The following is a 26595-nucleotide window of genomic DNA, read 5'->3' as shown; positions in this document are numbered from 1 at the left end:
ATGAAAAGTTTAGATCATAAAGTTGCCGTCATTACAGGCGGCAACAGTGGAATCGGATATGCTGCCGCAAAAGCACTGAAAGAAAAATCTGCCAGTGTAATCATTACGGGCAGAAGAAAAGAAGCCCTGGAGAAAGCTGCTGCCGAGTTGGGAGTAACGGGTTTGATTGCCGATCAATCCAAATTATCCGATATTGATCAACTGGTTATTGATATTACCAGAAAATTTGGAAAAGTGGATATTTTGCTGATCAACGCGGGGATAACAAAATTTGGCCCCATAGAACAAATGAAAGAGGATATATTTGACGAAATCATGAATGTTAATTTCAAAGGTGCTTATTTTACACTGAGTAAGTTTATTCCTATTCTCAATGAGGGTGCATCTGTGATATTACTTTCGTCAACCTCGGCAACGATTTCTCCGGCAAATGCATCGGTTTATGCAGCCAGTAAAGCTGCCGTAAATGCAGTGGTCAAAATAGCTGCTCTTGAATTGGCTCCCCGGAATATCCGTGTGAATGCGGTAAGTCCCGGCCCAATTGCTACGGAAATTATGGACAAAATCGGATTGAATGATCAGTTGGAACACCAATTAATTGACAGTATCCCACTCTCCAGATTAGGCAAACCTGATGAAGTAGCGGATCTGATAACTTTTTTATCCGGAAGCAATTCTTCTTTCATTACCGGTTCGAATTTTCTGGTTGATGGCGGCCAATCTGTTTAAAATATTATCAACGTAAGAACTAGGCTCTTCAAATACAAATAATGGGCTTTTAAGCAAAGTAATCAATATGAAATTTTTATATTTATATATTATTCTAGCTTAGAAGCCAAACAAATAGCAATCATTATGGAATATAAAGCAAAATATATTACAGACGATATTAAACTGTCATGTTATGAGGATAAATTTTTTAAATCGGATATCAGTTTCGAGTGTCATATGCTGATCTGGTTTATTTCCGGCGAAACAAAAATTGTACAGGCTGATGCTACGTATCTTTTTAAAAAAGGTGATATTTTCTTAATCCCGAGGAATCAGCTGGCTACCATTATCAATTATCCTAAAGACGGGCAACCCCATAAGACAGTTGTCATGCACTTAACGGCGGACATGTTAAAAAACTTCTATGCAGATCTGGATGTAAAACCCGATGTACGGCATTCACAAAGAATACAATACTACAATAATCATCCGTTACTGGAGAGTTGCCTTTCCTCATTGATTCCTTATTTTGAAATGCAGGAAATTCCGCAAAATATAGCTTCATTAAAAATCACAGAAGCAATAAGCATCCTCCGTGCAATCGATAAAGGAATAGATAATGTCCTTGCCAATTTTGAAGAACCCGGAAAAATTGACTTGGCAGCGTATATGGAAAAGAACTTTATGTTCAACTTGCCACTGGAGAAATTTGGATATCTGACAGGAAGAAGCCTTACCACTTTTAAAAGGGATTTTAGTAAAATATTCAATATCACACCGCAGCGATGGCTGACAAAAAAACGGTTAGAATTAGCCCATTACCAATTTGTTGAAAAGAAGATGAAGCCGATTGAAGTTTGTTATGAAGTAGGATTCGAAAATCTTTCACACTTTTCATATGCTTTTAAAAAACAATTCGGTTATTCGCCCACGGAATTATTGGCAGCCAAGAATTAACGATTCTGTCTGTTTTTTTACCAAGCCCTTTTTTGAAACGTCATTTCCTATATATTCCTTTTGTAAACTTTTATAAATAAATCGAATACAAAAGAAGCCCTCGTTTTTTGAAGGCTTCTTTTTGTATTATGGAAAAACAAAAAAATTATTTGAGCCATTTCCTGCAAAACAGAAGATTTAAAAGCTTCTGGTTTTCATGATATTTTTAGATGAAAAGTATATGACATATAAATAAATACATTACATCTAAATCATGAAAATATTAAGCAAATTTAAATCCTTTATGTTATCGCTGATACAAATACGCTAGAGTTATATAGACATTGCTCACTTAAATGAGTGTATATATAATATGGCAAAAAATTTTCCCATTGATCATTTATTTAGATGCAGCAATGATAACATCTGCCACCTCCTTTGCATGGGAAATAAATACCGCATGACTAGCACCGTTGATTTCTGTAACTTTTGTTCCAGATCTCCTGTACATATTTCTCAGAATAAGTAGGTTGATACTTTTATCCGCTGTTGGTATGATCCCGAATGTTGGTTTGGTATGCCAATCAGCAGCCGTTACCACCGCTGTAAAAGAAGATGCCGATATTGGTTTTTGTGAATGTGCCATAAATGTTGCCAGATCGTGATCAAGATCTGCTGCGAATCCTGCATGGAATTTTTTCACATCATAATAGGCCAATCCTTCAGCATCCGGAGGTAAGATGTCCGCTTCGGGAAGTCCTGGCTGTGAAGAATACCAAGTATCAGTAGTTTCGCCTTTGTCTGGCTGGAAAGCGGTTACATATACCAATGATGCAACATTGTTATGGGAACTTACTTCAGTAATGACCGTTCCGCCCCAGGAATGCCCCACTAAAACAGCTGGTCCGTCAAGCTTATCCAATACCCTGCGAACAGTTTCGTTGTCATCTTTCAGTGAAGTCAGTGGGATCTGAGCGATGGTCACATTATAACCACGTTTTGTCAGAATATCGTACACTCCTCTCCAACCAGAACCATCTACAAAAGCACCATGGACAAGAACTACATTTTTGATTTTTGCACTGTTATCTTTATTTTGCGCCTTTAAGCTTGAAAGGCCAAAAACTATTGTAAATATCACTAAGAGTGAAAGCTGGATTTTTTTGATCATGACGATTGTTATTAGATAATTGTTGTTGAAATACTGATGTTCCCTTTTACCGCTTTTGAATAGGGACAGGTCTGGTGAGCGAGTTCTATAAGCTGTTCCGCGATCTCATTTTTAATTCCGGGAACACTGACAAACAATCTTGCCTGAAGACTATATGCTTCTCCGTTTAATCCCAGGTCTATTTCCGCATCTACATATGTATCTTTTGGAAGTACGATTCCCAGTTTTTTTGCTGCAAGTCCCAATGCACCGATGTAGCAGGCGGACCATCCCGCTGCAAAAAGCTGTTCAGGATTTGTCCCCTTTCCATTTAACCCCGGAGGAGTAAGTAAAATATCCAATTTCTCATCACTGCTTTTAGCACTTCCTTCTCTGCCCCCTACTGTGTGAGTCTTAGCTGTATAAAGTACTTTATCAATTTTTGTAATTGTTTTCATTTTAATTGTTTTAAGTGTTAACTAATTGTTTTTATGTTCTAAAAAATCTTTTTGTCTTCCGTTATGATAATAAAGTTTCTAACTATAATAATTCAAAGTGGCTTAAATAGGTATATTAAGACCTGAAGTGGAGAATTAAAATGATGTGCTGGATAATATGGATTGGCAATCCGGACATCAAAGAACTAAGCCTTTTTTCCTATACATTTCTCTTATTTGATTAACTAGGAACAAAACCGCCTCTATTATCTGGACAGCGAATCTGCTTCAATAATTGCATCAGCGAATTCACGGGGAGCTTCCTGCGGCAAGTTGTGCCCGATACCCCCTGTTAAAGTATGATGCACATATTTCCCTTTATATTTAGAAGCATAATTTTCAGGTAGCGGAAATGCTGCGCCATTCGCATCACCTTCAAGGGTAACTGTCGGCACCGTGATATCAGGCGATTTCGCAAGTTTGGCCTCGAGTTCATCATACTGTTTTTCTCCAGGGGTCAATCCCAGGCGCCAGCGGTAATTATGGATGACAATATCCACATGATCAGGATTGTCAAATGCTTTGGCAGAACGCTGATAAGTTTCTTCATCAAATGACCACTTGGGCGATGCTGTTTTCCAGATCAGCTTATTGAAAGCCCCTGTATTAGCCTTATAGCCTTTATATCCTCTTTCAGTCGCAAAATAATACTGATACCACCATAATAATTCTGCATTTGGTGGCAGCGGATTCTCATTTGCTTTTGGACTCCCGATAAGGTATCCGCTCACAGCTACCAATGCAGACACACGCTCCGGCCAAAGAGCGGCCATAATATCCGCAGTCCTGGCTCCCCAGTCAAAACCACCAATGATGGCTTTATCTATTTTCAGAGCATCCATAAACGCAATAATATCAAGTGCCACGACAGATTGTTGAGCGTTACGTACCGTCTTTGGCGATACAAAAGCTGTCGTTCCGTATCCTCTGAGATATGGAACCAATACTCGATATCCTTTCGAAGCAAGCAGCTCAGAAGATTTTTCAAAACTGTGAATATCGTATGGCCATCCGTGAAGCAATATAACAGGCTTTCCGGTACTTGGTCCAACCTCTGCATACCCTATATCAAGCAGCCCGGCCCTAATTTTTTTCGTGTGCTGAAATGCCGAACTTACCGAAGTATCGGAAGGTATCTCCTGTTTTTGGATTGTCTGCTGCGCCTGTAATGACGGTGCAATTATTCCCAATGACATTGTTACCACAAGTGCAATTATTGCTGTCTTGCTGAAATAACCGTACAAAATTTCTTTTATTGATTTCATGATCTGAATTTTAATTTAATTCTACAAATTGTTATTTGAAAATTTTTAGCGAAACACCAAAATCCTGTGGTACAACATATATCTGTTCGCTACATTGCATAAACTGGATAGCTCCCCTGATTGTACCATCCTTCCCTTTCAGTTTGATCTTCTGATCAAATTCAGCCTCATTCTCAGAATAAATGACCGGTATACCCAAAAGCTGCTCAAACTTCCTTAGTGGTTGGAGCCGGCTAATATTTTCTCCCGACTGGTACGAATTGTCAGGCTGAAATTTAAAGCTTATTTTGATGGGACCTTTTGTCCTGTTGCCAAATTCGTACATCTGCAATTCCGGTACTATTTTCCCCTTCATCAGGATTTCTCCTTCATCGGCTGATTTTCTTTTAAGAGTACATTCCCATATTCCCTGACCTGCTGATATCTGTCCGTTAGAATGTCCACAGAACAACATAAAAACCATCATCATTAAAATTGCTAATCTGTTCATGTCTTTGTTTTTTAATTTGTTAAACCTTAAGTTTTGTGATGCAAATAGACACTAATTATCACGCATATGCCAGTATAAAGTAGCTCAACCAGGCGTTTTAATCCCTGAAACAGACAACTCGGAAGGTGAAGTGAGTCCGATATTTGAACAAATTATCTGAGTGGTTTAAACGCTGCTCTTAGCTCTTCAGTAAAGATCTGTGGCTGTTCCCAGGCAGCAAAATGTCCCCCTTTGGCAGCTTTATGATAATAATACAACGAAGGGTAAGCGGCTCTGGACCAACTTTCGGGAGCCTGGTAGATTTCATGGGGAAAAACTGATATTGCTACCGGAACCTTTATATCCTTTGTTTTCTGGTGTTGAGAACTGAAATTATTGTTATTGTTTTCCCAATAAAAACGTGAAGACGATGCCCCCGTGTTCGTTAGCCAGTACAGTGTTATATCATCAAGGATCGCATCTCTACTGATTACTTTTTCAGGTTTTAGGTCACTTTCAGTCCACTCGACAATTTTTTCATATAAAAATGCCGCAAACGCACTGGGAGAATCTGACAACAGATAGCCTGTAGTCTGCGGTCTGGTGACCATCATCCCCCCGTAGGCTGCATTTTTTCCAAAGAAGGTGCTTAATGAATTATAAGCTTTGGTTTCCTCTACTGAAAGACTTTCTGGGGCTGGATCTCCCGCATTGATAGGTTTTACCAATTCTGAGGGAATTGTTGCAGGCATTGTCAGGTGGATACCCAATAATCCAGTAGGAGCCTGTCTACCCAGTGCATCTGAGATCACCGATCCATGATCACCGCCTTCAGAAACATATTTTGAATAACCTAAACGTTTTACAAGTGTATCCCAGGCTCTGGCAACACGGTCAGGGTTCCAGCCGACTTCTGTTGGAATTTCAGAAAAGCCGTAACCCGGGATTGCAGGAATAATAACATCAAAAGCGTCTTCAGCTTTTCCTCCATATCGAACCGGATCAGTTAATGGGCCGATAGTATCAATAAATTCCAGCGGTGAACCCGGCCAACCATGAGTGAGAAGCACTGGCAAGGCATTTTTTTCCTTTGAACGTACATGAATAAACTGGATATCCAGGCCGTCTATCTTTGTGACAAATTGTGGAAGCACATTTAGCTTATTTTCCAATTTGCGCCAGTCATAACCATTTCCCCAATAGTCGATCAGTTCTTTTAATTGAGCCAGCTGTATTCCCTGAGATTCATCTTTGACCGTTTCTCTATCAGGAAAGCGGGTTTCCGAAATACGTCTTTTTAAATCGTTTAGTTTTGTTTGTGGAATATTGATCTTGAACGGTCTGATACTCATATCAGAATTCGAGGTTTCTATTTTTCCCTTTTTGGCTTGAGCATTGGTGATTGTGGGAATATTTAGTGCTAATGTAGCAAACATAAGCATTGTTGTTATTTTTGTTTTCATTTCTTTTAAGGATTTTTATATTAATATGTGCTAGCTTATCTGTTAATTATACTGCTCGTTTATGTGGATTATTTGAGTATATTATTATTGCCCCAAGAAGGCTACCGCTTTTGCCAAGAAGGCTTCATAATTCTGATAAAAAGCAGCATGACCTGAATCGGAAAATTCCAATAATTCAGAATTATCTAAGTTTTGCTTCATATTGTAAGCATTCTGGATCGCTATGGGAAGGTCCTTGTCTCCATGGACAATTAGAAAAGGTTTCTTGATGGTTTTGATCTCATCAAGTGCCGATGCATCCGGCATTGCCCATGCCAGTACTGCAGTAAACTGTGCTGTTGAAGTAGCATCGCTCAAAGCAGGGTCTCTGTCGATCGTACGTAAATGAACTCTGGTAAAAGAAGCTTTGCCGGCAGCAATGCTAGATGGCGAATCAGTAAAACCGAATTTTAAATAGGATTCTTCAGGACTTAATCCTGCTGTTCCTGCAATGATGTTAGGAAGATTTGATAACCCGATTGCACCTTTAGGACCGCTGTCGGCCAAAATGATCTTATTGATCAAACCAGGCTCAGTCAATACAATTCGCTGTGCCACAAAACCACCCATAGAGAACCCCATGATATTGACCTTACTTAGATTCATAGCTTTAATGAAATCAATAGCATCGTTAGCCATTTCCTGGATCGTATTGGGAGTTGTTCCCTTTGATGAAGCTACTCCCTTATTATCAAATATGATTAATCTGTACTGCTTGGCAAGTCCATCAGTTACTGCGGGATCCCAGTCATCCATTGAACCACCGGTACCCGGCAATAAAACTAACGGAATCCCTCCTTCCTTACCCCAGCTGCGGTAAGCGAAATCCGTTCCCTTTACATTAATAAAATTAGTCTTCGCATTATTGTGGCTTACCACAGGTGCTTCCTGGACTACTGAAAGGTCATTATCATCACTACAGGAAATTAATGCTACGGAAAATAAACTTGCACATAATGTGCTTGCGATTGTAAACTTTTTGATTGCTTTCATTGTAATATTTTTTAGAAATTATGGTACAAACATATTGTATATCTAGACCGTAATTATCTATTAAATAGGTGAACTGGACATTTGGAACGATGAAATAGACATTTATATCTTTAAATAAAGAGACCTAAATAGCTGGGCCATCCCAATAAAGACTGGATCACTGATAAGCCTGTGTTCATTTAAATAATTGTTGTCTGGAAAAACAATGAAAATATTGAATTGTAGGAGATGAAGTTTGAATTTCTTAATCAGTTAAGCAGAAACGATAACTGAATATTAAATGGTAAAAAGAACAGTCTATCCAGATGGATTTCTGTTTAATTGAATATGAATTTATTGAATATTGTAGCCCTTCAGAATATTATTGCTGAAATAATCGCTTGGCGAGAAATAGTAAAAGACAATGATTTGAATTAATTCTGAAAGATTTGGAATCTTAGACCAATGAAATTTATTTTAAATTTTAATAATACATGCGTTTTTGAAACCTTTTTACCAGTATGGTTACTCTTCTTTTAACTTCAACCGGTAATTTGTAGGAGATTGCTGATATCTTTCGTGAAAACTTTTAGTAAAATTTGCAAGATCGTTAAATCCACAGTCAAATGCAATATCCGTAATCCTTTCACTGGTAGCTATGAGGAGTTCTGCAGCCCTTTCAAGTCTTTTGGATTTAATATAATTGGCAGGCGAATCATCATATAACTTTTTAAATTCCCTTTTAAAAGACGAAATGCTCAGATTTGTTTTCTGTGCCAGTTCTTCGATTCCTAACTGCAGAAACAGATTGGCTTCAATAATCTGTTTGAAGGAATAAGTCGTTGATGAGAAAAGCTGTGAAAGTATGACCTGAATATTTTCAGCGTCTTGGGTTTGAGACAGTAAGAGGATTATTTCCTTAAGCTTCAAAATCAGAATTTCATCGTTTACCAAAGAAGGATTTTCAAAATAAAAAAGCAGACCTTCTATGTATTTTTGAATAAGAAAATCATTATTGATTCTCTTTTTATTTTGGTTGGTGACCTGATTATTGGGCATAAAGATCGTGGGGATCTCCTTATCATATACTTTTTTAAGAATGTCCGGATGAAAGGTAACAATGATGATTTCACCATTGCTTTCCGAATTGTTATTTTGTATCTGCTGGCCGGAAGCCATACAGTTAAGTAATAATGAGCGTTTATCTTCTATTTTCAGTTGATCATCTTCTGACCGATATTCTATTTCACCCCGCAACATATAAAGGAAGCAAGCCTGTTCTGCAACCGGAAAAGCAAATTGAAAAGGTGGTTTAAAATCCACTTTCTGAATCAGTGTTTTTCCGAATAGATCAAATTTTTTATAGTCTGTAACCATAAGAAGTACTTAGATTTTAAAATGATGGACCGCATTACATCCCCTTCTTCGTCTACAAAAGTAAAAGGCAAAGACGACTGAAAGAACTCAAGAGCCATATCAAATTTTCCTATATGCTAAGATATAACTTATTTGATACCGTAATAGATGCTAGAAACCACCGAATAAACAGATTATAAGTTGAATGTAGCATCAATCCGCCCCAAAGGCTTTATAACCAAGTGTAGATAAAGCAAGCACTCATAATAGAGATATTAAAAAAGTTCAGACCGAAGCAAAATATTACCTTTAAGGAGTAATATAATTTTTGTTTATCCTCTTTTGCTTTCTAAACTGCAATATCGAACCAATAATAAACAAAACGAAGATAAAAAGTATAGTTGTTCCGATTATTGGGTCTTTTGGTCCTGATGCTATAGGATTTCCAACTGGCACCCGGCTAAAAGTTTCGTTAACAGTGGGTATTAAGGATAGAAAAAAACTGAAAGACAGAAAAAAATTTTCTATTAAACGATAACCGTTATTACCCTTCTTTCTTACATACAGAATATAGGCTACAGATATCAACATCACGATAAGTAAAGCCAGAATATGTCCTGGATTAACCCCCTTCACACTTGATAAACCTAAAGCTGTCAAAGAGGAAATCAACGTGAAATAAAAATATATTTTCCCTGCCAGTGTGTCTAGATTTATTTTACCACTTTTAATTAAGGAAATAATTGCTGAAATAATTGCTATAATTCCGATAACGGTATGAAAAATACCCAAATTTGATAAACCCATAATTTTAATTTTTTAATTATAAACTTTCTATTGATGGTTCAAAATTGCAAATTAAAAATGCTTACCTTTTTGTAATTTAGTTCAATAATTTGGTAATATGGCTCACACCAATTTCAGCCATTATTAATAGGAGGGCATTATTCTTTATCATATTCCCAAACTTATTTACACTTGATATATCGTTTGGGAACTGAGACCAATCCTGTTGATTTTGAAATACATAGGGTTTATCCCGACGTGAAAGTCTGTGGCAAGTTTTAATTTCCTAATATCGTCACAATTCTACCACAAACCTTTAGAGTGCTTTTGAAAAATTTAACAATTCCCATAAATAAAAAAGTCCTACAAATCATTGATTTTGCAAGATCTATTTTTTAATACATACTAATTGCTTTATCTTTTGAGTATTGGCAGAAAAGTTGAAAATACCATTGACACTAAAAAGTTAGATACTATTCTGGGAATAACCGGAGATATGAATAACGGTGTCTATAAATATACTATCGGACCTCCTGAAGTTGCTCCGGTCATAAAAGCATTGGTTGGAAACGGTATTGCAGACGTAGCTGTTCACAATCATAAGAAAGACAAAAATTATCTGATAAAAAGTAAAAGCTCCTGAAATCCGAAGCTTTTACTTTAAAATTATAAATCAATTATTAATCCTCTGTATTTTTTAATGGCATTAAAAGGTTGTATGCTCCTTTTGTAGCAAATTGTTTTCCAGCAAAATCTGTCTGCAGTATTTCTGTAAAACCATTTTCAGAAGTTCCAGTTTTAACTTCCTTCATTTCAAACTTATTTTTTCCTTTCAGCTCAAAAACATAGTTTTTATTCTCAAATCTTACGATGGCATCATCGGGCAGTGCAGAAGCATTGCTGGTCTGGGCCTCGATATCAGCATTCATATACATCCCAGGAATAAGTTCTTTGTCATAATTATCAAAGTGGCAGTGCACTTCAACGGTATTATCTGCGGAAACATTTTTACTGATCAGGATAATTTTAGCGCTGTATTTCTTACCGGGATTTGTATTGGTGTAAGCCCAAACAGTTTGCCCCACCAACAATTTATCTATATCCTTTTCATAAACATGTAAAGCTAAATGGATATCCGTTGGATTAACCAGTTCAAAAAGTACTTCGGTTGGATTGACATACTTTCCGATATTAACATTGACAGCCGATACAAAACCATTAATTGATGAATAAATATTAATTGTTTTCGAAATATTATTCGCTGATAATGTTGAAGGATTGATACCAATTAATCTGAGTTTCTGCTCTAAGGATTTAACCAACACATTTTGTGTTTGATAATTGGATTTTGCCTGCTCATATACTTTATCACTTGTGGCCTTGCTTACATTCAGCTGTTTTTGTCTGTTGTACTCACTGTTATTATAGGCATACTGAGCTTTAGCGACCAGATAATCCTGTTGAATTTGTATATACTGAGGGTCTTCAATAACCGCAATGATCTGGCCTTTTGAAACCTGCATTCCCGGCAGAAGTCTGGAGTATTTCAAATATCCGCCTAAAGGTACACTCACCGAAATCTTATTTTGAGGAGGAACATCAATTTTTCCATTAACCTTGAGCTTGGATGAAATACTTTGATTACCGATACTGCCTACCTCAATTCCAGCATTCTTATACTGTACATCGGTTAGGGTCACTATATTATTTTCTGTTTTTGCAGTCACTTCTCCTTTTTGTTCATCTTCCTTATTTCCTTTACAAGAACCAAGTAGAAGTACCGTGCATATGATGAGCATTAATCTGTTCATAATTAATTATTTGATTTTGAATTAAATTTAAGGGATGGCTTAAAAACCAATACAGCGATGATGGAAAAGAGAATAATCATAAGTCCACCATATAAAAATTCCTTTTGGGGAAAGTCAGACCCCAAGAAGCCTGCAATGGGTAAAGTCAGTGCGCTTGCCAATATCACCGCAGAACACTCTTTGCCAAATTGATAGGCCAAAAGCGCTAACCCAACCCATTTAAATGCATTTCCGATAAGACTTTCATTTGCGCCAAGTAAAGCTTTGCAAAATCCTTATTTTTCAAAGCAAGAAAAGGCTCTGTAAGCTTTTGAACACATGTTTTCTGGTCTTTAGTTTCCATTGGCATTAAATTTTGGATCGAACGAATTAATCTCGATCAGGCTATTGTTACGGTTTTTCAATGCCTCAATATATTGATTCTGAATTTCGATAGCCTGATTGGTCAGGATCACCCATTGAAGATAATCTATATCTCCTCCCAAAAACTGTTTTTTAGCAGTAGAATTAATTATTCCAACATGCTTCATTCCAGTATTTTGGTAATAATCAACAGCCTCATTGTATTTTTGAAAATCGATGAGAGCAGATTGATAACTGGTCTCAAAATTTTTCAGGTTTGACTCATACTCAGCTGCAGCCACTACCTGACCAGCTTCTGAGGCTTTTATCTTAGCTTTCTGCCCGCCATTAAAGATAGGAATACCAACTCCAACAACAACTGACTGAAAACGTGGAGTACTGTTGTAATTTTTATTGTCTGCTCCCGTTCCTTTCATTCCCATAATATTGTAACCCAAGGAAAGACTTGGCAGAAGTTTACTTTTTTCGACCTCGGTTTCAGCTACAGAAATATCTCTTTTCTGTTTTAGGTATTGCAGGTAAGGATGTTCAGTCACTAAGACCCCATTTAACGAAGTCTGCTGTAGTAAATTATTATCTTGTATATCAGCGGTATAAACTGTTTCCGTATTGAGCAATAATTGGAACTGAAGTTGGGAAATTTCCAAATCTCTTTCCAACTGCTTCAGTTGGAGGGCAATTTGTCCACGCTGGTTTTCAGCAGTGGTTTTTTCCAGAATATTGCTTTCTCCTACTTTAAAACGGAGATTAGCCTTACTCAGAAATTCTTCATATAATTTATCGTTTTCCTGTAACAGGCTTTTCTTCTGCTGTAGATACACCAGATTGTAATATACCTGAGCAACACTTTTACGCAGTTGTGCCTCCTTAACACCAATATTTAGCATACTGCTTTTCCAAACTTCTGTCAGCAGGTTTTTATTAGCTGAATATACTTTAGGGAACTCAACTGATTGAGAAATCCCTGCTTTTACATCTGTATAAAAACTATTGATCTGCCCCACTTCAGCAGTAACATTTGTTGCCGGAATAACAGCATTTGATTGGATAAGAAGTTTATTGTAATCAGCTCTTAATTTTTCATTTTTAACGGACAGATTGTTTTCAAGTGCTATATCTGTCGCTTCTTTTAAAGAAATAACGGACTGTCCTTTTGCACTAAAAAGTCCGAAAAACAGAAATACAAAAATGATTACTTTACCCGACTTCCCTTTGAATGTAAATTTTCTTTTTTCCACCATAATATAAAGAATTGGTAATACGAAAAGAGTTAGCAACGTTGCCACCATTAAACCACCGATAACCACCGTGGCCAAAGGTTTTTGTACTTCCGCACCTTCTCCGGTGCTCAAAGCCATAGGCAGGAAGCCCAGCGAAGCTACAAAAGCGGTCATCAAAACAGGTCTTAAACGCACTTTGGTTCCTTCAAGAACGATATCACGCAAGTCGGTCATCCCTTCTTTCTTAAGCCGGTTGAATTCCGATATTAAAACAATTCCATTCAGTACCGCAACTCCAAATAATGCAATAAAGCCAATTCCTGCAGAGATACTAAAAGGCATTCCCCTTAAAGCCAATGCGAAGATTCCACCCATCGCCGAAAGCGGGATTGCTGTATAAATTAGGAAGGCTTGTTTCATTGAGTTAAATGCAAAATAAAGTAAAATAAGAATTAATGCTAAAGCGACAGGAACAGCGATAAATAATCTCGATTTTGCTTCCTGCAGATTTTCAAACGCTCCTCCGTAAGTCACATAGTACCCTGGAGGCAGCTTCATTTGTTTTCCAACTTTGTCCTGCAGTTCCTGAACCAAGCTCTGAACATCTCTTCCCCTAACGTTGAAACCGACGATAATTCTACGTTGCGAATTTTCTCTTTGGATTTGGTTGGGTCCTTCAACAATATTGACGTCAGCAATGGAACTCAATGGAATCTGCTGTCCGCTGGGAGTTGATACCAGCAAATTTTGAACATCTTCAAGATTTTGTCTCTTATCACCCAATAATCTGACTACTAGATCAAAACGTTTTTCTCCTTCATAGACGGTTCCTCCGACAGCCCCCGCAAATGCAGAATTTACTACATTATTTACATTTTTAATATTTAAACCATATTGAGCGATTGTTGCCCTGTTGAACTTAATGACAATCTGAGGCATTCCGGTAACCGCTTCTACATAGACACCGCTGCTCCCTTTAACCGAACCAACAATTTTGCCCAGTTGATCCGCATATTTTGCTAAAGTATCCAGATCCTCTCCGAAAATTTTGCACACAACATCCTGTCTGGCTCCAGAAATCAGCTCGTTAAAACGCATCGCAACAGGATACTGAAAACTGAATGTCACACCTGGAACAGCCTCCAGTTCTTTCGCCATCTTTTCTTCCAGCTCTTCATAAGAATCGGCAGACTTCCACTCCTTTTTGTCTTTAAGAATAATCATCATATCCGTGGCATCAATCGGCATAGGATCGGTTGGCACTTCACTGCTTCCCGTTTTTCCCACTACTTTTTCAACTTCAGGGAATTTCTCTAAAATAATCTTTGAGCCTTTTGAAACCGCATCAATCGAAGTATTTACATTGCTACCCGGTAAAACCCGGGTTTCAACAGCAAAATCTCCTTCGGGTAATGAAGGAATAAACTCCCCTCCTAGAGTTGATAAAATCAAGATCGCTACAACAAACATTGATATAACAGAAACCAACATAACTTTCGGGAAACCAAGAACCTTTTCCAATAGACTTTTATAAGATCTCTCCAATCTTGCCATAATCTTGTCCGAAAAGTTCTCTTTTACCTGAACTTTTTTACTCAAAAATAAAGCTGTCATCATCGGAACGTACGTTAATGACAATACAAATGCACCTGCCAAAGCAAAAGCAACAGTCTGCGCCATCGGGGTAAACATTTTCCCTTCAATTCCTTTTAGTGCAAAAATCGGAAGATATACGATTAAGATGATCGCTTCACCGAATACCGCAGCATTTCTCATTCTGGTAGATGTACTCAACACCTCAGCATCCATTTGTTTCTGAGAAAGAATATTAATTCCGCTATAAACGTTTGAATGCCGGATCCTGTGCATTACGGCCTCTACAATAATGACAGTCCCATCGACAATCAAACCAAAATCCAACGCCCCTAAACTCATCAGGTTACCGCTGACTCCGAATGTATTCATTAAGATCACTGCAATAAGCATTGATAAAGGAATAACAGAGGCAACAATAAGTCCCGCTCGCATACTTCCCAGGAAAAATACCAATACGAACACTACTATTAATGCTCCTTCAATTAGGTTTTTGGTAACTGTATTGATCGAATTGTCAACCATTTTGGTACGATCAAGAAACGCATCTATGACAACACCTTCACGAAGTGTTTTTTGAATCTGGTCAATTTTCTCTTTGATATTTTTGATAACCTCATTACTGTTGGCTCCTTTCAGCATCATGACAACAGCCCCGGAAACCTGTTGCTCTCCATTATAGGTCATTGCACCATACCGGGTAGCACTTCCCAATCTTACCTGGGCAATATCGCGGATAAGTAAAGGAATACCATTGTCAAGATTTTTTACAACAATATTCTGGATATCTTCCTGAGTTCCCACAAGACCTTCACTGCGAATAAACAAAGCAGTCGGTCCTTTTTCAATATAAGCACCTCCGGTATTCTGGTTGTTGTTTTCAATAGCGGTAAATACATCACTGATAGAAACATTATTGGCTTTCAACCTTGCAGGGTCAACAGCAATTTCATATTGTTTTAAAAGTCCGCCGAAACTACTTACCTCAGCGACCCCTTTAACACCAATGAGCTGACGGCGGACAATCCAGTCCTGAATCGTACGAAGTTCCATAGCATCGTATTTGCCTTCATATCCTTTCTTAGGACGGACAGAGTACTGATAGATTTCTCCTAATCCCGTTGTTACAGGCGCTAAAATGGGTGTACCAAACCCTTTAGGTATTTGATCCTGTATTTGCTGAAGTCTTTCGGAAACTTGCTGTCTTGCCCAATAAATATCAGTATTATCATCAAAAACAATGGTTACTACTGATAGTCCGAATCTTGAAAAACTACGAAGTGATTTCAGTCCCGGAATATTGTTATTGACCTGTTCAATGGGGAATGTAATTAATCGCTCTACATCCGGAGCTCCGAGAGATGGCGCAACAGTAATTATCTGCACCTGATTATCTGTAATATCGGGAACCGCATCTATGGGAAGTTTCTTCACCTCATATACGCCATAACCTATTAAGGCCACGATAAAAAGCCCGATAATGAGTTTATTTTTTATAGAAAACTCAATTATTTTATTAAGCATATTTTATTTGTTAAGCATTAAACATCCATATCGACATTAGCCGAACATGTAATGGCTCAAAAGAAAATTCTTTTGAGAATGTCAAATGATTAACAAAAACGAGGGGGCTGCCAAATGCCTTTGCGCTGAGCAGATGGAACAAAAGAATTGATACTAGATAAAGGCTGTTCCTTAATTTCGGGAATGCTCTTTAAAAATGTAAATGTATTAGGCTGAAAGTTAAAAACACTAATATGAGAAGCATGAACATCCAAGCTTTTAAAAGGCAAGTTCTTATGGCTTTGATTGGCTAAATTATTGTGAGGACTATTATAAGAATAGTGTTCCTTTAAAAATCCTATAAATGAATTAGACTCCTTATCATGTTCTTTCTGATGCAATATAAAATGTTCGATCAGATCGGGTAGTTTCAAGAGCTGATTTCCTATAATGGTTGTAGATAGGAATAGGATCAAAAAAAATATGGATAATGCTCTTTTCACTTTCGCAAAGTTATGAAAAGAAATTAATTTTCTTCATAAGTTTTATAATTTCATGTTCATGAAATCACATCAAGCTTTCATATATCGAAAAAAAATTATATTTTTTAATAGCTCTGCGTGACCAACCAGCAAACATTTCTTTTCATTTTTTGTCTTTGATGGGAGCAGCAAAACACTTTTTATCTGTTCCTGTCAAGCCAGTACTTTCAAATTTAATTCTATTATTGTAAAGCCCGATGAAAATGAATAACTTTAACATATTTACACTGATATCTTAAATAGATTATATTTTTAATTTTATTGCAGTAATTAAAATCAGCTTAATATTAAAATTACCCTAATACTACTTACATGATGAGACATTTAATTATAATTGCTTTTATCTTGGTTTTCAGCAATGTGTTTTCTCAAAAAACCAAAATACAGAAAGAAAAATGGCATTGGAATCATAAGACACAGGATAGTACGGCAGGATATACTCAGGCTATAAAGGTTGATAATGTCATTTATATTTCAGGAGTGGTAACAAATAATATTACACCGGAAGGAATTACTTCTGTGTATAATAATTTAAAAACAGTACTTTCAAAATACGGTGCAACATTTGACAACGTGGTAAAGGAAAACCTCTACACAACGGACATTGAAGCTATGAAAAAGCATAATAATGTAAGGAAGAAATTTTACAACAATGATTTTCCCGCTGCCACCTGGATACAAGTTCAGAGACTCTATATGCCGGACTCCAAACTCGAGGTTGAATTGGTAGCTCATTTGCCGAAATAGTACATAGAAAATAATTACTATCAATTCAGCTATAGTAATTGTAATTATGCAGCCTTAGCTAAATAAACATAACAACTAATAAAAACATAAATATAAAATCAATCCTACTTTGAAAAAGCATCCGAAGATCTAATCATTAAAATCTCATCAGTGCCTTTTAAGCACATAATCGTAGGTGAAGGCAATCCTCTTATCCTGAAGATCCCATTTTGCTATTTCCATTCTGACCAGTTCTCCATATTTTTTGCTGATATCCCTTAACGAATTTCCGACCGATTTCCGAAGGTACTCACTATCGTTGGCTTTATGTTGGCTAATGAAATCAATAGCCACTTCAGGATGCGTTTTAAAATAAGGCCGTCCCGTCCATATCCTTAATCCTTCTGTAACCGCACGGCAAACATTGGGATGCTCATCACTGAGCCACGCCTTGATTTCGGGGAGTGAATTTTCATAGCCATTATCTTTACAGTATTGATCAAATGCTTTTGCAATAATTTCCTGCACCTGCCAGCTTTCATCCGAACGTGCGGCGTTCTTTAGTAAAAGCAGCACTGTATTATCTTTGGCTGTAATAAATCCCAAGATAAAGATGGCACAACACCGAATCTGGTAAAACTCACTTCGAAGCATATCGATAGCTATTGCTTTTGACTCCGATAAAGTTTGATTGTCAACTATTTTTTGAGCTTCCGCTTCAAATGATTTGAAGCCATGCTCCACTGCAGTCAGCTTCTGTATAAGTGCATTCATTATCCTTGTTTTTATGCAATTTACAATTAACAAATTATCCAATACTTTGGTTCAACATACTGTAAGCCTTTGGTTTCATGCCAATATACCGTTCAAATATGCGGGTAAAATGGCTAAGATTTTCAAATCCCATCAAATAGCCGAAGCTCCATGATGACAGATTTTAGTTCTTTCTGAGACAATTTAGATTCAGAAATTGTAAAGCATGAAAAGCTTTACAATAGGATAATCTTGACAGGAATTTCGTTTAATAAATAGATCTAAGCCCTTTTTCCTGACTACCAAACAGCGGTACATTTAAGAAAATTATTATCATGATTAACTAATTTTTTAACGAAGACTTAAAATCAATGGGACTTTGATTGGTTTTACTTTTAAATAATCTACTAAAAGACTGTGAATGTTCAAAACCAAGCTCATAAGCAATCTGGCTGACAGATAGATCTGTTGTCGATAGTTTTTCCTTTGCCTTTTCTATAAGCCTGGCTTGTATATGCTGCTGGGCATTTTGCCCGGTCAGGTTGCGGAGCATATCACTTAAATAACTGGGGGAAAGATGCAGTTCATCTGCAAGATATTGAACGGTCGGAATACCGTTAATTAAGGACTTTTCAGCATTGAAATAATCATCAAGCAGGGCTTCCATTTTTTGTAACAAACTGTTATTAAAAGCTTTTCGTGTCAGGAACTGTCGCTTGTAGAAACGATTACTGTAATTCAGCAATGATTCAATTTGTGAAATGATGACATCCTGGCTAAAGTCGTCCAACCTGTCTTTCAACTCATTATCTATATTTTTAAAAATTGTAATAATAGTTTCCTTTTCCTTTGCCGACAAATGCAGAGCTTCATTTGCAGAATAAGAAAAAAAGCCATAACGCTTGATCGTTGCTGCAAGAGGATAGGTCAGTAAAAAATCAGGGTGAATGATCAAGGTATACCCTGAATGATCATCGTTAGTGTCACTGTTGGAGGTTACCTGATTAGGTGAAACAAAAAACAATCCACCGTCGTCAAAATCATAATACTGCTGACCGTATTTTATTTTTCCTTTCAGATTCTGCTTTAATGATATTTTATAAAAAACAGAAGTATGATGATCTGGCAAATGGCTTACCTGCAATTGATTATAACTGTTATCAATCAGGCTTATCAACGGATGCAAAGGCTTAGGCAGCCCGAGCATCCGATGTAAATCTATTAAAGAATTATAATGGTAAGGTATTTTAGGATCCTGTTTCATTAGATAAATTTAGTAAATTCTCTTTGTTTGTTACCAAGGAATTTCACCTGTTTTAGGATTGTTGTCTACACAGAAGAATTTGCCCGTAGGTCCATCATTGTCTATAAGGGTATAACGGAGAATATGCTCTGCGCCCACTTCTACAGTACTTGTACCCAAATGGTGATTAAAATCGGTAGCAGTAGATGGTGGACTGACGGCATTTACTTTAAAGTTTGTATCACGCAGCTCATGTGCCAAAGCGATGGTATACATGTTCAGCGCTGATTTTGAGGACTGATACACCGCTCCTTTTGCATTGTAATATTTGTAAGTTGGATCACTGTGCAACGTCAGTGAACCCTGGCTTGAACTTACATTTGTAATACGGGGTTCTGTGGATCGCTCCAATAAGTCAAAAAATGCTTGGGTAGTCCTGATAACTCCAAAGACATTTACTTCATAGACCTCTTTAAATTTATCTACACCCGTCCTGATCGCAGAGTGCATGACAGGTGTATTGCCATTAAATTCTATCCCGTTTATCCCTGCATTATTTATCAAAATATCCAAATAATCTGTTGAACGACCGATTTCAATACGTGCCAGATTCACAGACTCCTGATCAGTGACATCCAGTTGTATGGCTTTAATATTTTCCAAACCTTGTTCTTTCAGTTTCTTTACTGCATCTAAACCGTTTTGCAGATCTCGGCTGCCGATAAAAATATAATATCCTTTTTCGGCCAGCTGTTTTGCCATTTCAAAACCAATCCCTTTATTGGCTCCTGTAATCAATACTTTTTTCATTTTTTCTTTGTTAAAATTGAATAACAAAAGTGGGAATCTGAAAAATTATTGATGTATCTATATCGCAGTATTTTGTAACAGAATCCTGAATATAAACCAATTTTATCTGTCGATTAATAAAACCGGTATGTATATCTTCATATTAAGGAACTCAGAAGTTCCGCCTATCTTCTTTTGTTTACAATATTGATAACTCCCTAAGATATATCGTCATATCCGTTCATAGATTAATTGTATAAAATATGAAGGCATTTCACTAAAAGTATTTGCACCAATCTTTAATCTTCCCAAAAATCTTTCCCTCAGATAGGTTCAACACTTTATACGGTGATGTATTTCGATAAGTATTTATTCTGTTACAAACTAGAATTATCTGGATTTTTCTATAACAGAAAGCTGCTCATTCATAGCTGTCCTTTCCTATAAATTACCTGTCATTGTCTGATTATATGATTTAGACACTTTAACATCCTTCCAACTCTGTAAAAGATTAAGCCTTATAAAAACGTGGTCGGTGCTGAATAAGCAGTTCTCGGCAGGTCATTTTTCTTTATCTCCGTAAAGCCTCCTTCGACATCCGCAAAATCTTTAAATCCATTTTGTTTTAGTATTGATGCTGCTATCATACTTCTATAACCTCCCGCACAATATATAATAAATGATCTGTCCTTTGGAAAAGAATCAAAATGAAAGTTTATTTTGTTTAAAGGAACATTGATAGCACCTGCAACATGTTCGGATTCAAACTCACTATTCTTTCTTACATCAAAGATGATTAGGCTTTCACCATAGATTTCTTTCAACTTTTCAGCCGAGATCCTTTCTGCAGTTTCAATTTTTTTGTTTGCATTCTTCCAGGATTCAAATCCTCCTTTAAGATAACCGATGGTATTGTCGTATCCTACTCTTGATAGTCTTACGATACTTTCCTCCTCTCTCCCCTCATCAGTCACTAAAACTATTTTTTGATTAATATCACTGATCATTTCACCAACCCAATTGGCAAAGCTTCCATCCAGCCCGATATTAAGGCTACCAGGAACAAAACCTTGTGCAAATGCTGAGGCATTTCTGGTGTCTAAAATCAATACATCATCATCTTCCGTTATCTTTAGAAAATGGTCAGCGATCAGCGGGTTCTTTCCTTTAATTAGTACAGCATCAAGATGATCATAACCATTGATGTTAAGCAGAACATTTTTCGGAAAATATCCGGGAGGGTCCGTTAAGCCGGAAAGTAATTCTGAAACAAATTCATCTTCGGTCATATCTTTTCTCAAGGCATAATTGGTTTCTTTCTGATGGCCTAACGTATCGGTTGTCTCTTTGCTCATCATTTTGCCACACGCACTTCCTGCCCCATGATTTGGGTAAACGATCAGATGATCATCAAGAGGCATTATTTTTTCTCTTAAAGAATGAAATAACAATCTGGCCAATCTATCCTGTGTAAGCTCACTGTTGACATGCTGTGCAAGATCCGGCCGGCCGACATCACCTATAAATAAAGTGTCCCCGGTGATGATAGCGCTCTGATCACCATTTTCGTCAAAGATCAGGTATGTTGTGCTTTCCATGGTGTGGCCAGGTGTATGGATCACCTTTACCATACATTTGCCCACATAGAAAATATCTCCGTCATCCGCTACTATCGCTTCATAAGATGGTTTTGCTGTGGGCCCAAAAACAATATCAGCCTCTGTCTTGGCTTTTAGTTCAAGATGTCCGCTTACAAAGTCTGCATGAAAGTGGGTCTCAAAAACATACTTTATTTTAGCTTGTCCAGCTTCTGCTTTTGAAATATAGGAATCCACATCACGTAAGGGATCAAAAATAGCAACCTCTCCATCGCTTTCCAGAAAATAAGCTGCATGGGAAAGACACCCAGTATAAATTTGCTCGATCTTCATTTTTTAATTTTTAATAAAGTTATAAACTTCCTTTGAGAACAAATATGATAACGGTCACTAAAACCCAATTTATAGGGCGGAAACGAACTTCGATCTCTTATTATTAACATCGATATTTTTTTAACGCAAGAACTAAATAAAGTACTCATAAAGTCTAAATACGAAATATCGTCCTTTTAATTGCGTTTTATTGAATTTATTTTACTGATAATCAATTTGTTAAATAATAGTATGTAAGTTGAAAATACTTCCGTTTTACAAAACTTACATCATGAGTCGATCGAAAGACATCAATCATAAAGAATGATGCCGAAGCAGAAAAAAAACTAAGTATAGTAATTGCAGGTGGCGGACCTACAGGTATTGGCAGAAATGCTTGCGGAAATGCGAAAAAATATTGAAAGTAAATTACTTTAGTGTCCAAAATATTTTTTAACAAATATCGAATTTAATTTGGCGAATACTTTGGTTATCATATTATCTCAAATCCAATCGAAGTAGGGCATAAAAAAATTAGGTGAATAATGATGATATTCTGCCGAGTTCACAAATAACACCAACTATCTTTAGTTGGTGCCATTTTTATTGTCATTTTGAATGCTTAAGAATTCTCTCAAACCCTTTCCTTTATAAACTCTTCAATCTCTTCATTTCGAAGCTTCGGATTAGCTCCCGAATAACTCGCCACCAAAGCACCAACCGCACTCGCAAAATCCAGTGCCATTTCAGGATTTTTATCTGATAACAATCGGGCAATCAAACTTGCCAGAAACGAATCCCCAGCTCCAACGGTGTCCGCCACTTTCACAGGATAGCCACCGTGCTTGTAAAACTTGTCTTTCCAAAGCAATATTGAACCGTGTTTACCCAACGTGACACAGACAGAACCTGTATTTGTCTTTTCTGAAATGAAACGGATGTTTTCTTCCAAATCATCTGATTTAAAACCCAGCTCAGCGGCAATTTCAAGGATTTCTTCATCATTAAATTTAATGAAATCGGCCTTGTTCATCAATTTTTCCAGAAGCTCAATATGGTAGAAAGGCTTTCTCAGATTCACATCAAAAACCTTGAACATTTCAGGATTGGAATCCAGCAGACTGAAAAGTGTATTTCTTGAAGCATCATTCCTGCAGACAAGGCTTCCGTAAAAAAAGACATCCGCATTTTTAACGATATTCAAAGTATCATCATTAGTTTCGATAAAATCCCAGGCAGACGGAAATTTGATTTCATAAGTTGCAGAACCACGCTCGTTCAATGTTACCTGGACAATACCCGTATCATAATCCCGGGTTGTCATAATTCCACTGGTATCAAGTTGGTTTTCCCTGACATAGTCACAAATTACCTTTCCATCCTCATCATTTCCAACAGCACTTATCATCGCCACCGGAAATCCGAAAGACGCCGTTCTGAGTGCCAGATTGAGCGGAGCACCGCCGATTTTCTTTTCTTCTCCAAACACATCGAAGAGCACCTCTCCGAAACTGACTGCATTTATTTTTTTATTAAGGAACATTAATTAAGGATTTTTAACATTAATATTACTGAATGAACTGTCCGCAGTACCAAAAATACTCCATTTTTTGTTAACAACATCATATACACGATTGCTGAACGCCAACTTATCATTCACATAAACCACACAAACATCATTACTGATAAAAACCGTTACATTATAGCTGGTTCCCGAGATTCCGGACAAAGGATAAGCATTGGCAAAATCCTCACTTCCGCCGTTCATTACATAGCTCGCCATTCTGTTGGAAGAAGGTTCAAATGAAATTTTAAAACCATTCTTTCCGTCATTGTCCTGCGCCAGAATCAATCCTGATTTCCCGTTAGCTGGAGCATTCAACGTAAAGCTGATCTGATTGGCCTTCTGGAGCTTCTCGAACATTACCTGAGAATTCGCAGAAAGATTAAAGCTATTCCCGTTCTGAGAAGCATTACCTGTAATCCTATCTACGGAAAGAGGAGCATTTTGCCCAAATACAGACTGCAAGGTAGAAATAGGTTTTACCGCCAACGTTCCATCCTGATTCTTAACGAGTTGATGTGCTACAAGATTTCCCGCCCAGTCTTTTCCACCGGTATTGCTTTCAGGGACTTTTCTTGCAGTCCAACCTACCAGATAACGGTTGGCATTGTCCGAAACGGTCTTTGCAGCATAGAGATAAGAGCCATCCAACCGGTCATTCGCAGGTGTAGTCCAAGGTCCGTTTGGTGAAGTTCCGATTCTGTAATGTGTTCCGGTATTGTTACTCCAGTTTTCAGAGAAAACAAGATACCAGTAATTGCCCATTTTGAAAAGATCGGGACATTCCAGCATAATATAATTTTCTGATGAAGTTGTCGTGTAAATCGGGTTTTCCACCGTCCAGTTTCCGCTGGCAGGATTGGTTGTGGTAAATTTAAGAACAACCGCTTTTTTAGCTGAAGTCTGTGCAGAAACCAGCATCCAGTATTTTCCATCTTCAGTATTGAAGAAAACATGTGGATCGCGGAATTCATAATCATAATAGCCAGCCGGAGCAGTGATCTTAAAATTCTTCACTTTCGTCCAGTTTTTCATATCGGTACTTGTTGCCAAAAGCACACTTTCCCTCGGATTACCCGCTAAGAACGAAGCAATCTCGTTATGCCCTGTGTAATAGTAATAATACGTACTCCCGACTTTCACCAGACTTCCTGTTCCAACACCAAAATCCGGCTCGGAAGTCGTTCCGTAAGGAATTTGTCTCCCTTGATAAGTAAAATCCTTAAAATTGGTCGTCTCGAAGCTGTGAATATCATGGAATCCTTCGCCTGCAGGTTTGATTTTAGCATCATGCAGAAAGAAAAGGTGGAATTTTCCGTTTTCGTAATATGGCATTACATCGCCGACATAACCTGCTGTGTAATAAGGATTAGTAGCTCCCATCCATTGATTGGGCGGTTGTGGAAAGATGTTCGTCTGTCTGAAAATATCATCCGGATTCACATCGGCCACCGAATCATGGTTCTGGCAGGAATAAGTCGCCAAAGCCATTATAGCGGCTAAATATATTGTTTTGATTGTCATTGATTCTGATATTAATGCGTTACAAGATAATTAAGACTGTTCTCCGTGATTTTTTTGACGTTATCCAAAAATCCGTTCGACTGGCTTGGTGTTCCGTTCGAGGTTTCGTTGTACCAGTCATAAGCGCCCATTGAGATAGTAATACACTTTTTATTGGCAGTTCCTCCCGGAAATTCTGCCACGGCGACACGTCCGTCCAAAGTATCGTCCCATGCTTCACTGGCCAGGTTATTTCCTCCTGTTTGCGTTCTCCATCCGGCTCCGTTCACATAGCCTCCCCAATCCGGCAAGAACCACCACGCGGTGTGATTCAATCTGAATGTTCCTTTCTGAAGAAAATTGGCTTTCCCGGATTCGTAGGTCTGAAGCCCGTCAAAAACAGGGTGCGTTTCATTCCCTTTGAAAGAAATTCCCCAATCGTTGTTCGCATCTACAAACCCGTTCGGTAAGAAATCCCCGAAAACATTATTCGGGCCTTTTCCCGAAGGCACAATTCCCAAAGCATCCACATATTGAGCAGCAAATCCAGTTAAAAGAATATTTCCGCCCGCATTCAGATAGGTTTTGATTTTGGAAGTTACATTCGCATTCAATGCGTCACCAGGCAAAGCGGTAGCCGAGTCAAAATGCCACCAAATCACATTGATACCTGTTAGGTTAGCTGCACCACTCGCCACATCTGCCATTGAAACGTAGACCGCTCCGGAAAATTTACCGAAAAGCCAGTCAGAAGCTGCAATTTCATCAGGATTGGTAAGACCCGTTCTGGTTACCGCTGTTCCGAGGAATGCCACTGTTGGTCCTGAAACAGGCGTGGTTACTTTTGCCGTGTAGATTTCAGTCAGATTCGCATTGGAAACGGTAAACTGTACAGGACTGCTGAAATTAATCGTAGTTCCTGATGCAGGATTGATGCTTACTCCGCTTGCCATTTCTATTACAGGCTGCAAGGCAGTAAGATTAGTTCCTTCCGGCATTGTGAGTGAAATCGTCTTGCTGGAATGGTTGATAGTTGCCGATAATCCGTTAATTTTAAAACTGATAATCGGAACTTGGGACTGAACCGTCACCTGATAATCTTTATAAATATTACCATTCTTTACTCTGAATTTGACAGGCTGCGAAAAATCAATTACAGTTCCCGAAGCCGGGGAAATCACTGCATCTTGCGGAATTTCTATGATTGGCGATAAGGCTTTTACACTCGTTCCGTAAGGTAACGTTACCGTGATTTTGTCATTTTTATTATCAATGTCTCCAGAAACGCCGTTTACTTTAAAAGAAGACACATTCACCGAAACGTCTGTTACCAGACCCTCTTCCATATTGTTGTCGCAGGACCAGACCAATATTGCGGAAACCAGCAAAATGAAATATACCTGGAGTTTATTAAATATTGTTTTCATAAAT

24 protein-coding genes are annotated in these 26595 nt (G+C 37.7%); 4 read left to right on the top strand and 20 right to left on the bottom strand.

Annotated elements, in window-relative coordinates:
• Complete coding sequence (locus CLV73_RS02015) at positions 1 to 729, top strand: SDR family NAD(P)-dependent oxidoreductase (protein ID WP_100375225.1); 729 nt, start codon at positions 1 to 3, stop codon at positions 727 to 729.
• Positions 730 to 855: 126 nt separating this feature from the next.
• Positions 856 to 1668, top strand: coding sequence for a helix-turn-helix domain-containing protein (locus CLV73_RS02010; protein WP_100375224.1), 813 nt, complete (start codon positions 856 to 858; stop codon positions 1666 to 1668).
• Between the two features lie 379 nt (positions 1669 to 2047).
• Here the strand turns inward: CLV73_RS02010 and CLV73_RS02005 are convergent, their stop codons facing one another.
• From CLV73_RS02005 to CLV73_RS01970, 8 genes are all read right to left on the bottom strand, one after another.
• Complete coding sequence (locus tag CLV73_RS02005; protein WP_100375223.1) at positions 2048 to 2818, bottom strand: alpha/beta hydrolase; 771 nt, start codon at positions 2816 to 2818, stop codon at positions 2048 to 2050.
• Between the two features lie 11 nt (positions 2819 to 2829).
• Positions 2830 to 3255 carry an organic hydroperoxide resistance protein gene (locus CLV73_RS02000; protein WP_228424163.1) on the bottom strand — a complete coding sequence of 142 codons (426 nt, stop codon included), beginning with the start codon at positions 3253 to 3255 and terminating at the stop codon, positions 2830 to 2832.
• A gap of 245 nt (positions 3256 to 3500) precedes the next feature.
• Positions 3501 to 4559 carry an alpha/beta fold hydrolase gene (locus tag CLV73_RS01995; protein WP_228424161.1) on the bottom strand — a complete coding sequence of 353 codons (1059 nt, stop codon included), beginning with the start codon at positions 4557 to 4559 and terminating at the stop codon, positions 3501 to 3503.
• A 31-nt stretch (positions 4560 to 4590) separates the two neighbouring features.
• Complete coding sequence (locus tag CLV73_RS01990; protein ID WP_157798699.1) at positions 4591 to 5049, bottom strand: hypothetical protein; 459 nt, start codon at positions 5047 to 5049, stop codon at positions 4591 to 4593.
• A 152-nt stretch (positions 5050 to 5201) separates the two neighbouring features.
• Positions 5202 to 6380 (bottom strand): epoxide hydrolase family protein, encoded by a 1179-nt coding sequence (locus tag CLV73_RS01985; protein ID WP_228424159.1) that lies wholly within the window; start codon positions 6378 to 6380, stop codon positions 5202 to 5204.
• A gap of 195 nt (positions 6381 to 6575) precedes the next feature.
• The gene (locus CLV73_RS01980; protein WP_100375220.1) at positions 6576 to 7523 is read right to left on the bottom strand and encodes an alpha/beta fold hydrolase; all 948 of its coding nucleotides are present in this window, start codon (positions 7521 to 7523) and stop codon (positions 6576 to 6578) included.
• A gap of 504 nt (positions 7524 to 8027) precedes the next feature.
• Positions 8028 to 8879, bottom strand: coding sequence for a helix-turn-helix domain-containing protein (locus tag CLV73_RS01975; protein WP_100375219.1), 852 nt, complete (start codon positions 8877 to 8879; stop codon positions 8028 to 8030).
• A 288-nt stretch (positions 8880 to 9167) separates the two neighbouring features.
• The gene (locus CLV73_RS01970) at positions 9168 to 9665 is read right to left on the bottom strand and encodes a hypothetical protein (RefSeq protein WP_100375218.1); all 498 of its coding nucleotides are present in this window, start codon (positions 9663 to 9665) and stop codon (positions 9168 to 9170) included.
• A 400-nt stretch (positions 9666 to 10065) separates the two neighbouring features.
• Between CLV73_RS01970 and CLV73_RS01965 the strand changes: the two genes are divergently transcribed.
• Positions 10066 to 10287, top strand: a complete 222-nt coding sequence (locus CLV73_RS01965; protein ID WP_169925730.1) for a hypothetical protein — start codon at positions 10066 to 10068, stop codon at positions 10285 to 10287.
• A 37-nt stretch (positions 10288 to 10324) separates the two neighbouring features.
• Here the strand turns inward: CLV73_RS01965 and CLV73_RS01960 are convergent, their stop codons facing one another.
• The 4 genes from CLV73_RS01960 to CLV73_RS01945 all read right to left on the bottom strand — a co-directional run bounded on the left by CLV73_RS01960 (position 10325) and on the right by CLV73_RS01945 (position 16637).
• The gene (locus tag CLV73_RS01960; RefSeq protein WP_169925733.1) at positions 10325 to 11455 is read right to left on the bottom strand and encodes an efflux RND transporter periplasmic adaptor subunit; all 1131 of its coding nucleotides are present in this window, start codon (positions 11453 to 11455) and stop codon (positions 10325 to 10327) included.
• A 205-nt stretch (positions 11456 to 11660) separates the two neighbouring features.
• Positions 11661 to 11798, bottom strand: a complete 138-nt coding sequence (locus tag CLV73_RS01955) for a hypothetical protein (protein ID WP_185116750.1) — start codon at positions 11796 to 11798, stop codon at positions 11661 to 11663.
• Positions 11788 to 16155, bottom strand: coding sequence for a CusA/CzcA family heavy metal efflux RND transporter (locus tag CLV73_RS01950; protein WP_100375215.1), 4368 nt, complete (start codon positions 16153 to 16155; stop codon positions 11788 to 11790). Before CLV73_RS01950 ends, CLV73_RS01955 begins: the two co-directional genes overlap by 11 nt.
• A gap of 89 nt (positions 16156 to 16244) precedes the next feature.
• Entirely contained in the window at positions 16245 to 16637 is a 393-nt protein-coding gene (locus tag CLV73_RS01945) for a hypothetical protein (RefSeq protein ID WP_157798698.1), read from the bottom strand.
• Between the two features lie 351 nt (positions 16638 to 16988).
• On the opposite strand from CLV73_RS01945, the gene CLV73_RS01940 reads away from it, so the two are divergent.
• A complete protein-coding gene (locus CLV73_RS01940; RefSeq protein WP_228424157.1) occupies positions 16989 to 17423 on the top strand; it encodes a RidA family protein in 435 nt (144 codons plus the stop codon).
• 147 nt (positions 17424 to 17570) lie between these two features.
• Here CLV73_RS01940 and CLV73_RS01935 read toward each other — a convergent pair whose 3' ends face one another.
• From CLV73_RS01935 to CLV73_RS01905, 8 genes are all read right to left on the bottom strand, one after another.
• Positions 17571 to 18176 (bottom strand): DNA alkylation repair protein, encoded by a 606-nt coding sequence (locus CLV73_RS01935; RefSeq protein ID WP_100375212.1) that lies wholly within the window; start codon positions 18174 to 18176, stop codon positions 17571 to 17573.
• A gap of 34 nt (positions 18177 to 18210) precedes the next feature.
• The gene (locus CLV73_RS19065; RefSeq protein ID WP_228424155.1) at positions 18211 to 18309 is read right to left on the bottom strand and encodes an AraC family transcriptional regulator; all 99 of its coding nucleotides are present in this window, start codon (positions 18307 to 18309) and stop codon (positions 18211 to 18213) included.
• 189 nt (positions 18310 to 18498) lie between these two features.
• A complete protein-coding gene (locus CLV73_RS01930) occupies positions 18499 to 19419 on the bottom strand; it encodes a helix-turn-helix domain-containing protein (protein WP_100375211.1) in 921 nt (306 codons plus the stop codon).
• Between the two features lie 30 nt (positions 19420 to 19449).
• Positions 19450 to 20208: an SDR family NAD(P)-dependent oxidoreductase gene (locus tag CLV73_RS01925; RefSeq protein ID WP_100375210.1), complete on the bottom strand. Its 759-nt coding sequence runs from the start codon at positions 20206 to 20208 to the stop codon at positions 19450 to 19452.
• A gap of 497 nt (positions 20209 to 20705) precedes the next feature.
• Positions 20706 to 22118, bottom strand: a complete 1413-nt coding sequence (locus tag CLV73_RS01920) for an MBL fold metallo-hydrolase (protein ID WP_100375209.1) — start codon at positions 22116 to 22118, stop codon at positions 20706 to 20708.
• 613 nt (positions 22119 to 22731) lie between these two features.
• The gene (locus CLV73_RS01915) at positions 22732 to 23640 is read right to left on the bottom strand and encodes a carbohydrate kinase family protein (RefSeq protein ID WP_100375208.1); all 909 of its coding nucleotides are present in this window, start codon (positions 23638 to 23640) and stop codon (positions 22732 to 22734) included.
• Between the two features lie 3 nt (positions 23641 to 23643).
• Entirely contained in the window at positions 23644 to 25185 is a 1542-nt protein-coding gene (locus CLV73_RS01910) for a glycoside hydrolase family 32 protein (protein WP_100375207.1), read from the bottom strand.
• An 11-nt stretch (positions 25186 to 25196) separates the two neighbouring features.
• Positions 25197 to 26591, bottom strand: coding sequence for a DUF4960 domain-containing protein (locus CLV73_RS01905; protein WP_100375206.1), 1395 nt, complete (start codon positions 26589 to 26591; stop codon positions 25197 to 25199).
• Positions 26592 to 26595 lie beyond the last annotated feature (4 nt).

This window comes from Chryseobacterium geocarposphaerae, assembly GCF_002797535.1.
Taxonomy (GTDB): Bacteria; Bacteroidota; Bacteroidia; order Flavobacteriales; family Weeksellaceae; genus Chryseobacterium; species Chryseobacterium geocarposphaerae.
Note: the sequence above shows the minus strand (reverse complement) of the source record. Positions and strands in the feature narration are given on the sequence as shown.